The following is a 12,887-nucleotide window of genomic DNA, read 5'->3' as shown; positions in this document are numbered from 1 at the left end:
AAAAAACATATAAAACTGTTTTGGGAAAGTTTAAAGTTTTCTCGAAGCAGTTTTTTTTGAAAAAATTTTAAAAAAATAATTTTTTTAAATTTGAAATAAAACTAATATAAAAATAAGAAAATATATTTAGTATTCAAAGGAATATGATGTATATTTATTTAGACTTAAAAATTAAATAAAATGAATTAAGTTTTAGAAAGAAGGGATTAAAATGAAAACAAAAAAAATGATTACAGTAGCTGCATTAGCAATGATTTTAGGAAGTTTTTCAGTAAATTACGCAGCTGTAAAAAATACTAAAACTGTAAAAAATATTGCAAAAACAACTAAAGCTGCTAAATTAGTTGAATCGAATGACTATACTTGTGGAGACAATACTTTAAAAGTTGATTTTTTTGACAATGATACAGCAAAAGTAAAGGTTGGAAAAAAAGTTTATAATTTGAAAAGAGCAGTTAGTGCAAGTGGAGAATATTTTGAAGACGGAAAAGGAGTGAGCCTTCACGTAAAAGGAGATGAAGGAATATTTACGGTTGGAGGAGTCGATAAAAGCTGCGAAGTCGCTGGTAAAAAATCAACATCTGAAAAACAAGTTGTAACTTATAAATTGAATGATGAAACTTTAAAAAATAGAAATATTAAAGTTGAATATGGAAATGATACGGCAAAAGTAACTGATTTTAATGGAGATGTTCACAATTTAAAAAGGGCAAAAAGCGCAAGCGGAATGTATTTTGAAGATGCAGATGGAGTAAGTCTTCACGTAAAAGGAAAAGAAGGAATATTTACAATATCAGGAGTAGATTATTCTTTTGGGCAAAATTAATTAAATTAAAAATTTTTTTGTAATTTTATTTTTATAAAACTGTTTTGGAATTGTTTAAAACTTTTTTGAAACAGTTTTTTAGTTTATTTCTACTTGTCAGTTTATAAAAAAAATTAGTTTCTGTACTTTTTTTAGAAAATATATTAAAATATACTTAGATAAAAAGAAAGTAGGAGATTATATATGAAAATTCAAAAGAGAAAAATAATTCTATTTTTAGGACTGGCAATTTTATTTGAAGGAATTTTAGGAGTAAAAAATGTTAATGCAAATAAAAAAATTGAAGAAATAAAACAAGAAACCAAAAAAACTGTTGACAAAGAGAAAAATATAGCTAGAAAAAATCAAGTAATCAAAGAAAAAAGAAAACTTATTTATACAAGAACTTTTAAATGTGACAAAAAAATGTATGAGTTAGATTATTTGACACCTAAAGTGACAAGAATTACAGATGTTACAAAAAATCAAAGTTTTCAGCTAGATAAAAAAGATAATGCATTTGGAGAATATTTTTCTAATGGGGTAATTTCTATTGAAATTTCAAAAGAAAAAATTATTTTAACGAAAAATGGAAATAGAGCAATTTGTCAGGAAATATTAAAAAACAAAAGATAAAAATATGTATTCTTAAAAGATTCGTGGTATAATTAAAATGAGAAGTTTATAAAATTTTATATTTTTTGATATTTTAGGAATTTTTAGAAAAAGGAATGGAGAAATTATGAAAAATGAAAATTTCACTTGTAAAAATTGTGGTGGGATGATGAAATATGACCCAAAATCACAAAATTTAAAATGTGAAAATTGTGGAAATGAAATAGAATTGCCAAAGAAAATATCATTAGTAAGACATGTTTTAAGCCAATATGAATATAATTTGAAAAAAATTCCTGAAGAAAAGACAACGGTTATACAATGTGAATCTTGTGGTGCGACGATAGAATTAAGTTCGGAAAAATCTTCGGCAAATTGTCCTTACTGCGGTTCTAATATTGTTGTCAGTGAAAAGATAATGTCAATTTTGGAGCCAGACGGATTACGGCCTTTTTTGATAGAGCAAAAAGAAGTTAAAATGATTTTTTCAAATTGGATAAAAAAGAGATGGTTTGCACCAAATGCATTAAAAAATCTTTATCAAACTGGGAAAATTATGGGAATTTATCTACCTTACTGGTCTTTTGACAATGATGCAGACTGTGATTATTTTGCAGAAGGTGGAATTGACAGGACGGAAGAGTATGAAGAAGATGGAAAAACTTACACAAGGACAATAACAGATTGGTATCCAGTCAGTGGAAATATACAAAATGAGTTTATTGATGTTGTTGTGCCAGGAACTAGAAGTCTACAGAGAAAGTTATTAAATAAATTACCTGAATTTAGCGTGGAAAGCACAATAAAATTTAATTCAGGATATTTGGCAGGATTTAGTTCTGAAGTTTTTAAAGTTCCGATGCGAGATGGATATGAACAGGCAAAAAATGTGATGAGAAATACTTTGGAGAGTTTGGTAAGCAGTGATGTTTTGAGAAATTATGATCATGTCAGGGGCATAAGAATGAATGTGAGCTGGTACAACGAATATTACAGACTTTTGATGTTGCCTGTGTATTCAACATCGTATTTATACGATAAAAAAGTATATCAAGTTGTAATTAATGGCGAAAATGGAGCAATAACTGGTGAATATCCAAAATCAGTCATAAAAATAGCATTAGCTATTTTGGCGGGAATTATTATCGCAATAATAATCTACAATCTTTTGAAAAATTAGAAAATAAAAAATAAAAAATGGAGGGAATCAAAATGGCAAATATTTTAACAAGATTTAAAGATATAATGGCAGCAAATGTAAATTCGATGCTGGATAAAATGGAAGATCCAGAAAAAATGATTGACCAATATTTGAGAAATATGGAGCGAGATTTATCGAGTGTAAAGGCTGAAACAGCGGCAGTTATGGCAGTTGAAAGTTCAGCTAAAAGAAAAGTTGAAGAGTGCAAAGAAGAAATTTCAAAAATGGAAACTTATGCTAAAAAGGCGCTAAAAGCTGGGAATGAAAGCGATGCAAGATTATTTTTGCAAAAAAAGGAAACTTTGACTACGAAACTCCAGACGCTTGAAAAAGATTGCGAAATAGCGGTGGCGAATTCTGCAAAAATGAGGGAAATGCACGATAAATTGGCGGATGATATTCAAAAGTTATCAGAAAAAAGAACAGAAATAAAAACAAAATTAAAAATTGCAAAGACAACAGAAAAAGTAAATTCAATGACTTCAGCGTCAGGGCTTAACGGAAATAAATCGGCATTTGAAAGAATGGAAGAAAAAGCGAATAAAATGCTTGATGAGGCAAATGCTAAAGCGGAATTGAATACACCTAAAAAAGATGAAGTTGAAGATTTGATGAAAAAATATAACGATGAAAATTCGGATGAAAATAAAGGATCTTCAGCAATTGACGAAGAATTGGAAAAAATGAAAAAAGAATTGGGATTATAATTTTGAATAATAGTATTATTAATTCTTTAATATTATTTATTTGATTTGTAAGAAGAAATTTTATTTTTAATAAAAAATTTTATAAAAATTAATTGAATTTTTTAGAAAGGAAACAAAAATGGGACTATTTGGAAAACAACTGGCAAATGTGATAGAGTGGTACGAATATAACGAAGATACACTTTTTTGGAAATGGTCAAACAACGAAATTAAAAAAGGCTCAAAACTTATATTAAAACCAGGGCAAGATGCGATTTTTCTGCATAACGGAAAAATTGAAGGAATTTTTGAAAATGACGGTGAATACGATATTCAATCGGAAATAATACCGTTTTTGTCCACTTTAAAAGGGTTTAAATTTGGGTTTAATTCAGGACTTAGGGCAGAAGTGATATTTGTCAATACAAAAGAAGTTACGATAAAATGGGGAACTAAAAATGCGATAAGCATTCCAGCAGCAGGTCTTCCGGGCGGAATGCCAATAAGAGCTTTTGGGACAATGTCTTGCAAAGTTGATGACAATCAAGTTTTGATTGAGAAAATTGCAGGAATAAAACAGCAATTTGGGATTGAAGATGTGAAAGAGAGAGTTTTGTCGATGTTAGACCAGCTTTTGATGAAGTGGATTGTAAGAGAAGGAAAGGATATGTTCAATCTTCAGGCAAACGCTTCTGAAATAGGTTCTGGAATTCAGACGGACTTAGATTTGGAAATGAGAAAAATCGGACTTGCGATGACAGGTTTTGCGGTTTCAAGTTTTAATTATCCAGAAGAAATTAAAAAGATGCAGGAAAAAGCTGCGGCTCAAAGTATGGTTGGCGATGTGAATAGATATACCCAAATGGCTATGGCTGATTCGATGGCAAATGGAAGTGGAAGCGGTGTCGCAGGAGATATGGCTCAGATGCAAATGGGAATGATGATGGGACAGCAAATAGTCAATCAAATGAATAATAACGGTGTAAATAATCAAAATTCAAATAATAATGCACAACAAGAAAATACTTCAAACGGAACTGTTCCAAAATTTTGTCCAAATTGTGGCACAAAAACGAATGGTGCAAAATTTTGTCCTGAATGTGGAACAAAATTGTTCTAAAATTTTCTAATAAATTTTTTGATTAAAATAAAAAATAAAAAAACTGCACTTTTATCTTATTTTTAAGATTTTTGTGCAGTTTTTTTTATCAAAAAAATTTATTTTTCGTTTAAAACTCTTTTTTCGTGCTCAATATCTTTTGGTCTCATTTTTATGTCGTAATGACTGACAACGCTCTTAAACTTGTCTAAAATTTCTTTTTTATCAGAAATTTTCATATTATCCATACTCAGAAGAATGTCTTTTAAAGTTGCATCAAAACTTCGGATTGACTGTGTCAAAAGTAGTTTTTTCTTAAAGTGCGGCTCTTTTTTTATGTCGTCAAAGTCAATAAAAACAATGTTTTTAGTCTTTGGGTCAATCATAAAATTGTTTAGATTAAAATCTGTATGAAAATAATTTTTTTGTAAAAATGTGTATTCAAATTTATACCATAAGTCAATTGCTTCAAAAAATTTTTGCTTGTCGTTTTCATTTATCAAATATTTTGAATATTCGACAAAGTTTCCTGAAAAAGTTTTATCTACATTTTCCGAGCAAACTAAAGTTTTTACCGAAAATGGACTATTTTTTATCTTTTCGTAACTCAAAACTTTCATAAAATTCCAAGTTGGGAAATCTTTTTTCAAATCTTCATATAAATTATAACTATTTTCCCCTTTTTCTTTGGAGAGTTTTAAAAAAATCCGAAGCGCTTTAATTCCTTTATAATTATAAAACTTTTTATAAATATTTTTTTTTTTAAAAATTCGTGAGTTTTTTCTTCTTTAGTAAAAATTTCTACATCGTTATTTTCCATCATAAATACCCTTTCTTTTTCTGAACCTCTCACGACTGAAGTTGTGAGGTTCTTAAGTACTATTTAGTTTCTTTTGAATATCTAGTATTCAAACTCTAGCTAATTTCCTTAAGACTTTAATGGACAAGCTCTCCACCAAGAACATTAGCGTCCTGTTGGCTCGATTCAAAACCAGTTTTATTATACCATATGTATTTAACTATTTCAAATTTTTTCGTTGCCAAAAAATATGTCATTCATCTCATTCCTTGCGTCGGGAGTGTTCTGGCATAACTCATAAAAATTTTCAAAAGTTATTATTATAATTCATAAAATATTTATAAAAAATTCAAATTCTCATAATTTATTCGCTTAATTTCGTATTTTTTAAATAAATATTGTAAAAAAGGTTGAAATATCGGCAAATATGTTTTAGAATATATATAAATAAATTTTTAAGGAGGCAAAGAAATGAAAAGTTTAAAAAATGATTTTTCTTTAATGTCAAGTTTGTTAATACCTGTGGCGGTAGCTATTAATTTTACAGGTTCATTAATTGCAAGTTCTCTAAAATTACCATTATTTTTAGATGCTATTGGGACAGTATTTATCAGTCTTATTGCAGGACCATGGGTAGGATCGGTAACCGCAGTAATTACGAGTATCGCAACAGGTGGATTTAATCCAGTAAATTTAGCATTTTTACCAGTTGGAATACTTATTGCTGTTGTTATTGGAAATCTTACAAAATTAAAAATAAAAAATATAGTTGTAAAAATTATATTGTTGATATTGGCACTAACTATAACAACTGTTATTGCAAATACGGTAATTACAATTTTGGTTTACAAAGGAATTACACCAGATGGAACTGGATTTGTTGCATCATCATTAATAAAGTTAGGATTTGGGGAAGTTTTTTCTGTAATAGCGGCGACTTTTGTGTCAGAAATTATGGACAAGTCATTGACAATAATTATTGCTGTTTTAATTGTAAAAAGTATGTCAGATAGATATTTAATAAAATTCAAATATGGAGAAAATTATATAAAATAAAAATTGTATTTTGAAATAGAGAATTTTATATTTTTAAAAAATTTAATGGGAAAAATGGAGAAAATATGAATAATTTTTTTAAAAATTTATATCCGCTGACAAAGTTTTATTTAGTTTTGACACTAGTAATATCAGGATTTATCATTCCTTACAATATTTATGGATATTTACTTTTTGTAATTTGTGGAATATTTGCCTTTTTATATGGAAAATTGGGAATTTATGTTAAAAGAGCCTTTTTAAGCTTATTTTTATTGACTTTAGTAATATTTTTAGCTCAAAGTTTATTATTTGTGTCAGATGAAGTATTTGCAAAAATATGGATTTTTGTAATTTATAAAAAAGGTCTATTGAAAGCAATTGCTGTAACATCAAAATTATGGGCTATTATAACACCGATTACATTGCTTATTTTAATAACACCAGCAAAAGATTTTATAACTGCATTAGAAAAAAAAGGAATTAATCCTAAAATGGCATTCATTTTACTCTTGACTTTACAAATGATACCAGAAATGGGAAAACAGGCAAGTGTAATCTTAGATTCACAGCGTTCAAGAGGTGTGGAAACTGAAGGAAATGTTTTTGTTAGATTTAAAGCGCTTTTACCTGTATTTATTCCGCTTGTGCTAGGTTCGATTGTAAATACAGAAGAAAGAGCGATTACGCTGGAAGCGAGAGGTTTTTCAATAGGAGAAAAAAGAACGATATTGGACGAATTAAAAGAGACAAAAAATGACAAAATTATAAAAATGATACTTGTGATTTTTTTAATTTTATGCATTGCTTGGAGGATTTTATGGGTATTGAAATAAAAAATTTTAGTTATAAATATCCGTTGGAAGATAAGAATGTTTTAGAAAATTTGAATTTAAAAATCGAAACAGGCGAGTTTTGGGCGATTGTTGGAAAAAATGGAAGCGGAAAAACGACATTTTGTAACGCTCTTAGAAGATTTGTGCCAGATTTTTACAAGGGAGAAGTGACTGGAAAAATTGTAATTGATGGGAAAAATTTGAAAGATTTTAATCCAAAAGAACTTGTGACAAAAGTTGGTTTTGTGTTTCAAAATCCATTTACACAAATTAGCGGAGTAAAAGATACAGTTTTTGAAGAAATTGCTTATGGTTTAGAAAATCTTGCAGTTGAAAAGGAAAAAATAATAAAAAGAGTAAATGAAACATTGAAATTACTTGAAATAGAGCATTTGAAGGATAAAAATCCGCAAGAGATGTCTGGAGGTCAAAAACAGCGTGTTGCATTAGCTTCAATAATCGTGATGGACCCTGAAATATTAGTAATTGATGAACCAACTTCACAGCTTGATCCAAAAGGAACGCAAGATATTTTCAAAATAATAAATATTATGGCTAAAAAAGGAAAAACGATAATTTTAGTGGAGCATAAATTGGAATTAATTGCAGAATATGCTGAAAAAATTGTAGTTTTGGATGAAGGAAAAATAATTTTAAGCGGGGATAAAAAAGAAATTTTAAATAATAGACTTCTTGAAGAAAAGGGAATAGGAATGCCACAATATTCAAAACTTGCTTACGAACTTATAAAAGTGGGAAAAGCTAAGTTTGAAGAAATTCCGATAACCAAGGGAAAGACAGTGGAATTATTGAAAAAATAAAGTAACAAAAAATAAAAATTGTTAAGCAAATCTTAAAAATATTTGTTAAAAAGGAAAAATTATGAAATCAAAAGATTTGAAAAATAGAATTGTGCTTGTAAAAGGCGATATTACCGAATATCCAGCTGATGTAATTGTAAATGCTGCAAATTCTTCTTTACTTGGAGGAAGCGGTGTCGATGGTGCGATTCATAGAAAAGGCGGGAAGGAAATAGCCAAAGATTGTCAAAAAATACGAAATACTCAAGGAAAATGCGATGTTGGTAAAGCTGTTATTACAAGAGCAGGAAATATGCCTTTCAAAAATGTAATTCACACAGTTGGACCTGTCTGGCAGTCAGGAAAAAATAATGAAGCAAAATTATTTGCAGAAAAGTTGTTAAAAAAAGCCTATATTTCAAGTTTAGAATTGGCTGAAAAAAATAAATTAAAAAATATTTCCTTTCCAAATATCTCGACAGGAGTGTACAGATTTCCAAAAGATTTAGCTGCAAAAACAGCTATTAATGCTGTGATAGAATATTTGGAGAAAAGCGATTTTATAGAAAAAGTAAATTTTGTATGTTTTGAAAATGAAAATTTTAAGATTTATCAAAAATTACTGGAAGAGAAAGGGATTTTATGAAAGAAGGGAAACTGAAAAAAATTATAAAAATAGACTGGACTATATTTTATTCCAAACCAAGAATACAAATTTTAGGAATTTTGATATTTTTGGATATAATGTTGCTTTTCTCAGTGACAAAAGAAATAGAAAAAGGCTTTAGCGTGTCTTCTGTTTCAACTTTAATAGTTTTATTTATACTATTTGTCTTATTAAATGGATTGTTTATTTTTTATTACAAAAATAAATTTCCTAATATAGAATTTTATGATGATTATTTTATTTTCAAAAAAGAGAAAGTGTATTATGAAAATTTAAAATATTTTTTCTTTAAGGATAATAGATTATTTCAAATGAAGAAGTTTTCTAAAATTTTGTATAAACCTGATGGTGGTAATTGGAAAAAGATAGACGGAAGCGGGTATGATTATGACTTATTTTCAGTATTTCAAAAATGTTTTTTAGAAAAAAATTTTTCAAAAGCAGTAGAAAATATTGAAAATGGTGGAGTTGAGATTTTTCCATTTCAAAATCAAGGTTTTGTGAAAAATAAATTTTTATTTTCAAGTGAAGAAGGATTGCAGGAATTGACTCAGATTTTTGAAAGTTCTCCTAAAATACAAGTATCGAATAAGTCTGTAACATTTGATAATGAGATTTATGATTGGGAAAATTATAATATTGAATTTGAAATTGGCACAATTACAGTAAGTAATTTGAAAAAGAATACGATTCTTGAAATTAAAGCTAAAAATACAGTAATTTGTCAGGAAATTTTATTAAAAAAATTAATAGAAAATTTTGATAAAAAATATCCTAAATTCTATTAGAAAATAAGAAAATTTAGAAAGTGAGAAAGGGAAATTTTGATGAAAAGATGCTTGTCAGGCTTATTAGGAATTATTTTGTTATTTTTTGTAATGACAATTGTTTATTGCCTATACTGTCTTTTTAAAATATTTGTTAATAAATACATACCTTTTTTTGAAGCGCTGATTTTTTTGGGGATATGTAGTGGCTGGACATATGGATTAAACAGATATGATAAAAAAAATTTTGAAAAAGAAAAAGATAATAGTAGAAGCAGATTTGCACCAAAAGAAAAGAAAGAGCCTTCAAATAAAGAATTACTGTCAGCCCTTTTTCTCGCATATATTCCAGCAATTATAACAATTTATCTTGGAAATGCGACTGAACTGGCATATTTTATAAGTTCAGCTAAGAAAACAAAATTTACAGCAGAGTTTTTTTATTCGTTAAATGAAATTTTTAATCAACAATTTTTTTACAGAAATTTATTAATAATATCAGTAACTTTTATAATATTTGGGACTTTTTTTAGTTTTAGAGCAGTTACAGAATATATGAAGAAGAAAAAAGAAGAGCTGGAACAATAGAATAATTATTAAAGATAATTGTTTAATAAAATTTTTGAAGGAGAGGCAATTATGAGTTTTATTACTGTTAAAAATTTGAGTTTTAAATATCCGAGCGGAACTGAAAATGTGCTTAATGATATTTCCCTTAAAGTTGAAAAAGGAGAAAAACTTGCAATTATTGGACAAAATGGAGCTGGAAAGACGACTTTTGTGAAGATGTTAAATGGACTTTTAAAGGCGGAAAAAGGAGAAGTGATTGTTGACGGTTGGAATACTAAAGATTTTTCTGTGGCTAAGATGAGCAAAAAGGTCGGATATGTGTTTCAAAATCCGATGGATCAAATTTTTCACAACAATGTTTTTGACGAAATTGCCTTTGGAGCAAAAAAGTTAAAATATTCTAAGGAAAAACTTGATAGCCTTGTGGAAAAAGCGATGAAACTTACTAAACTTAGTGAGTTTAAAAAGGAAAATCCTTACAATCTTCCCTATTCGATGAGAAAATTTGTAACTATTGCGTCCATCATTGCTATGGATTGTGATGTCGTAATTATGGATGAGCCAACTGCTGGACAGGATTATTTTGGTATGCAAGTTTTGCACAATTTAATTGAAGGATTGAATAAAGAAGGGAAAACTGTAATTACGATAACTCACGATATGGAATTTGTTGTGAATAATTTTGACAGAATAGTTGTTATGACAAATGGAAAAATAATTGCAGATGGCGATAAAAGAGATATTTTTTGGGATTTGGAAATTCTAAAAAAAGCTATGTTAAAACAGCCAAATATAAGCGACTTGGCACGAGAAATTAATCTAAATAAAAATATCCTGTCAATTGAAGAATTTGTGGAAAGTTATTAGTTTTACTGGGGGTGAGAATGTGAGTGCATATTCTTTGCTTTACAAAAATATCAATGAAATAAAAATTAAAGGAGTTACAAAAATAAATCTTCCAAAATTAAAAAAATTAGGAATTTTTTCACTTTATGATTTATTTTATCATTTTCCGAGAGCTTATGAAAATAGAGATAATTATAAAAAGATAAACGAAGTTTTGGATGAGGAATTTGTCATTTTAAAAGGGACGGTTGTAAATGTTGTAAGTAGATTTTCAAAAAGAGGAATGGTTATGGTGTCGGCAGTTTTAAGTGACGAGACTGGAATGATGGAACTTCTCTGGTTTAATAACCGCTATGTGAAAAATAATGTAAAAGTTGGAAATGAAATTATGGTTTACGGAAAAGTTAAAAAAGGGATGAAATTACAAATTATAAATCCTGAGTATAAAAAAATTGATGAAAAATATTTTGAAACTAAAAAAGAAAATCAAATTTTGCCAATTTATCCATCAACAGAATCTTTAAGACAAATTTCCATAAGAAAAATTATTGAAGCTGCACTAAATAGCTATGGATATTTGCTTTATGAAAATATGCCGAATGAGTTTTTAAAAAAAGAGAAAATTATTGGTAGAAAAGAAGCGATGCTAAATATTCATTTTCCAGAAAGTGAAGCAAAAAAGGAAGAAGCGCAAAAAAGATTTATGTTTGAGGAAATTTTACTTCTGGAAATGGGAATTTTGCAAAGCAGATTTCAAAGTGAGAAAAATAATAAAAATGTTTATAAACTGGAGGATAAAAAGAACCTTGTCTCAAAATTTATAAAAAGTTTGCCGTATGAACTTACAAAAGCACAAAAAACAGTGATAACGGAAATTTATAAAGAACTAAAAGCTGGGAAAATTGTAAATAGACTTATTCAAGGTGATGTCGGTTCAGGGAAAACGATAGTTTCTTTTGTAATTCTTCTCTACATGATTGAAAATGGCTATCAAGGTGCGATAATGGCACCGACGGAAATTCTTTCAATTCAGCATTATTTGGGAATTATAGATGAATTTTCAAAACTTGACATAAGAGTTGAGCTTTTGACGGCAAGTGTTAAAGGGAAAAAAAGAGAAAAATTACTTAATGAGATAAAAGAAGGGCTTGTGGATATTGTCATTGGAACACATTCTTTAATTGAAGAAGATGTGGTTTTTAAAAATCTTGGACTAATTGTTATCGACGAACAGCACAAATTTGGGGTAAGACAGAGAAAATTACTAAGAGACAAAGGAAATCTGGCAAATCTTATAGTTATGAGCGCAACTCCAATTCCCCGTTCTTTAGCGCTTACAATTTATGGAGATTTGGATGTTTCAATAATTGATGAATTGCCGAGCGGTCGTTCTCCAATTAAGACTAAATGGATAAAAGATGAAATTGAAAAACAGAAAATGTATGATTTTATCGACAGAATGATAGAAAAAGGAAGACAAGTTTATATTGTTTCGCCATTAATTGAAGAAAGTGAAACTTTGAATGTAAAATCGGCTCAGGAAACTTTTGAAGAATATAAAGATATTTTTCCTAATAGAAGAATAGATATTATTCACGGGCGGCAAAAATATAAGGAAAAACAGGAAGTTATGGAAGAGTTTAAAAATCATGAAATTGACATTTTGGTGTCGACAACCGTTATCGAAGTTGGAGTGAATGTGCCAAATGCGACAGTTATAGTAATCAGGGATGCACAAAGATTTGGACTTTCATCGCTTCATCAGTTGAGAGGTCGTGTCGGTCGGGGAAGCCACAAATCCTATTGCTTTTTGGAATCCAAAACGAATAATGAAGTTTCGGTAAAAAGACTGGAAGTTATGGAAAAGACGACAGATGGGTTTAAAATAGCTGAAGAGGATTTAAAACTGAGAAATTCGGGAGAAATTTTGGGAATAAAGCAAAGTGGTGTATCAGATATGGTTTTTACCGACATTGTAAGAAATGTTAAAGAAATTAAAAAAGTTCATGATTTTGTCATTTGGTATTTGGAAAAAAATAATGGGCAAATTGAGAATGAGTTTTTGAAAATGGATATTTATAAAAAGTTTTTCCGTGCAGAATAAGAGTAAAATTATAAAAAATAGTGTTTTTTATAATAGAAAAGGGTCTTTATCCCTTGT

General features: G+C 28.6%; 14 protein-coding genes. 13 read left to right on the top strand and 1 reads right to left on the bottom strand.

Annotation, left to right across the window (positions count from 1 at the left end; all coding sequences use genetic code 11):
• Positions 1 to 211: 211 nt before the first annotated feature.
• From BCB68_RS02245 to BCB68_RS02225, 5 genes are all read left to right on the top strand, one after another.
• Positions 212 to 826 (top strand): MliC family protein, encoded by a 615-nt coding sequence (locus BCB68_RS02245; RefSeq protein WP_094079351.1) that lies wholly within the window; start codon positions 212 to 214, stop codon positions 824 to 826.
• Between the two features lie 183 nt (positions 827 to 1,009).
• On the top strand, positions 1,010 to 1,441 hold the full coding sequence (locus tag BCB68_RS02240; RefSeq protein ID WP_094079350.1) for a hypothetical protein: 432 nt from the start codon (positions 1,010 to 1,012) through the stop codon (positions 1,439 to 1,441).
• A gap of 106 nt (positions 1,442 to 1,547) precedes the next feature.
• Positions 1,548 to 2,600 (top strand): hypothetical protein, encoded by a 1,053-nt coding sequence (locus BCB68_RS02235; protein WP_094079349.1) that lies wholly within the window; start codon positions 1,548 to 1,550, stop codon positions 2,598 to 2,600.
• 32 nt (positions 2,601 to 2,632) lie between these two features.
• On the top strand, positions 2,633 to 3,328 hold the full coding sequence (locus tag BCB68_RS02230; RefSeq protein WP_094079348.1) for a PspA/IM30 family protein: 696 nt from the start codon (positions 2,633 to 2,635) through the stop codon (positions 3,326 to 3,328).
• A 118-nt stretch (positions 3,329 to 3,446) separates the two neighbouring features.
• Positions 3,447 to 4,427 (top strand): SPFH domain-containing protein, encoded by a 981-nt coding sequence (locus BCB68_RS02225; RefSeq protein ID WP_094079347.1) that lies wholly within the window; start codon positions 3,447 to 3,449, stop codon positions 4,425 to 4,427.
• Positions 4,428 to 4,525: 98 nt separating this feature from the next.
• Here the strand turns inward: BCB68_RS02225 and BCB68_RS02220 are convergent, their stop codons facing one another.
• Complete coding sequence (locus BCB68_RS02220; protein WP_157697344.1) at positions 4,526 to 5,056, bottom strand: hypothetical protein; 531 nt, start codon at positions 5,054 to 5,056, stop codon at positions 4,526 to 4,528.
• A 620-nt stretch (positions 5,057 to 5,676) separates the two neighbouring features.
• Between BCB68_RS02220 and BCB68_RS02215 the strand changes: the two genes are divergently transcribed.
• The 8 genes from BCB68_RS02215 (at position 5,677) to recG (ending at position 12,830) form a co-directional block, all read left to right on the top strand.
• On the top strand, positions 5,677 to 6,261 hold the full coding sequence (locus BCB68_RS02215; RefSeq protein WP_094079345.1) for an ECF transporter S component: 585 nt from the start codon (positions 5,677 to 5,679) through the stop codon (positions 6,259 to 6,261).
• A 65-nt stretch (positions 6,262 to 6,326) separates the two neighbouring features.
• Complete coding sequence (locus BCB68_RS02210) at positions 6,327 to 7,076, top strand: energy-coupling factor transporter transmembrane component T (RefSeq protein WP_094079344.1); 750 nt, start codon at positions 6,327 to 6,329, stop codon at positions 7,074 to 7,076.
• Entirely contained in the window at positions 7,061 to 7,897 is an 837-nt protein-coding gene (locus tag BCB68_RS02205) for an energy-coupling factor ABC transporter ATP-binding protein (RefSeq protein ID WP_094079343.1), read from the top strand. The genes BCB68_RS02210 and BCB68_RS02205 overlap by 16 nt, the downstream gene beginning before the upstream one ends.
• 61 nt (positions 7,898 to 7,958) lie before the next feature.
• Positions 7,959 to 8,522, top strand: coding sequence for a macro domain-containing protein (locus BCB68_RS02200; protein ID WP_094079342.1), 564 nt, complete (start codon positions 7,959 to 7,961; stop codon positions 8,520 to 8,522).
• Positions 8,519 to 9,331, top strand: a complete 813-nt coding sequence (locus tag BCB68_RS02195; protein WP_094079341.1) for a hypothetical protein — start codon at positions 8,519 to 8,521, stop codon at positions 9,329 to 9,331. The genes BCB68_RS02200 and BCB68_RS02195 overlap by 4 nt, the downstream gene beginning before the upstream one ends.
• A gap of 39 nt (positions 9,332 to 9,370) precedes the next feature.
• Positions 9,371 to 9,898, top strand: a complete 528-nt coding sequence (locus BCB68_RS02190; RefSeq protein ID WP_094079340.1) for a hypothetical protein — start codon at positions 9,371 to 9,373, stop codon at positions 9,896 to 9,898.
• Positions 9,899 to 9,949: 51 nt separating this feature from the next.
• Positions 9,950 to 10,747 carry an energy-coupling factor ABC transporter ATP-binding protein gene (locus tag BCB68_RS02185; protein WP_094079339.1) on the top strand — a complete coding sequence of 266 codons (798 nt, stop codon included), beginning with the start codon at positions 9,950 to 9,952 and terminating at the stop codon, positions 10,745 to 10,747.
• Positions 10,748 to 10,766: 19 nt separating this feature from the next.
• On the top strand, positions 10,767 to 12,830 hold the full coding sequence (gene recG / locus BCB68_RS02180; RefSeq protein ID WP_094079338.1) for an ATP-dependent DNA helicase RecG: 2,064 nt from the start codon (positions 10,767 to 10,769) through the stop codon (positions 12,828 to 12,830).
• Positions 12,831 to 12,887 lie beyond the last annotated feature (57 nt).

It is taken from the genome of Leptotrichia sp. oral taxon 498, from assembly GCF_002240055.1.
GTDB classification, from domain to species: domain Bacteria; phylum Fusobacteriota; class Fusobacteriia; order Fusobacteriales; family Leptotrichiaceae; genus Leptotrichia; species Leptotrichia rugosa.
The sequence above is the reverse complement of the archived record's forward strand: the minus strand, read 5'-3'. Positions and strand labels throughout refer to the sequence as shown.

Bases quoted from the DNA above. Each gene is read 5' to 3' on its own strand.
- BCB68_RS02225 (WP_094079347.1), top strand. From the start codon at position 3,447: ATGGGACTATTTGGAAAACAACTGGCAAATGTGATAGAGTGGTACGAA.
- BCB68_RS02185 (WP_094079339.1), top strand. From the start codon at position 9,950: ATGAGTTTTATTACTGTTAAAAATTTGAGTTTTAAATATCCGAGCGGA.
- BCB68_RS02200 (WP_094079342.1), top strand. From the start codon at position 7,959: ATGAAATCAAAAGATTTGAAAAATAGAATTGTGCTTGTAAAAGGCGAT.
- BCB68_RS02235 (WP_094079349.1), top strand. From the start codon at position 1,548: ATGAAAAATGAAAATTTCACTTGTAAAAATTGTGGTGGGATGATGAAA.
- BCB68_RS02240 (WP_094079350.1), top strand. From the start codon at position 1,010: ATGAAAATTCAAAAGAGAAAAATAATTCTATTTTTAGGACTGGCAATT.
- BCB68_RS02215 (WP_094079345.1), top strand. From the start codon at position 5,677: ATGAAAAGTTTAAAAAATGATTTTTCTTTAATGTCAAGTTTGTTAATA.
- BCB68_RS02210 (WP_094079344.1), top strand. From the start codon at position 6,327: ATGAATAATTTTTTTAAAAATTTATATCCGCTGACAAAGTTTTATTTA.
- BCB68_RS02230 (WP_094079348.1), top strand. From the start codon at position 2,633: ATGGCAAATATTTTAACAAGATTTAAAGATATAATGGCAGCAAATGTA.
- BCB68_RS02205 (WP_094079343.1), top strand. From the start codon at position 7,061: ATGGGTATTGAAATAAAAAATTTTAGTTATAAATATCCGTTGGAAGAT.
- BCB68_RS02195 (WP_094079341.1), top strand. From the start codon at position 8,519: ATGAAAGAAGGGAAACTGAAAAAAATTATAAAAATAGACTGGACTATA.
- BCB68_RS02245 (WP_094079351.1), top strand. From the start codon at position 212: ATGAAAACAAAAAAAATGATTACAGTAGCTGCATTAGCAATGATTTTA.
- BCB68_RS02190 (WP_094079340.1), top strand. From the start codon at position 9,371: ATGAAAAGATGCTTGTCAGGCTTATTAGGAATTATTTTGTTATTTTTT.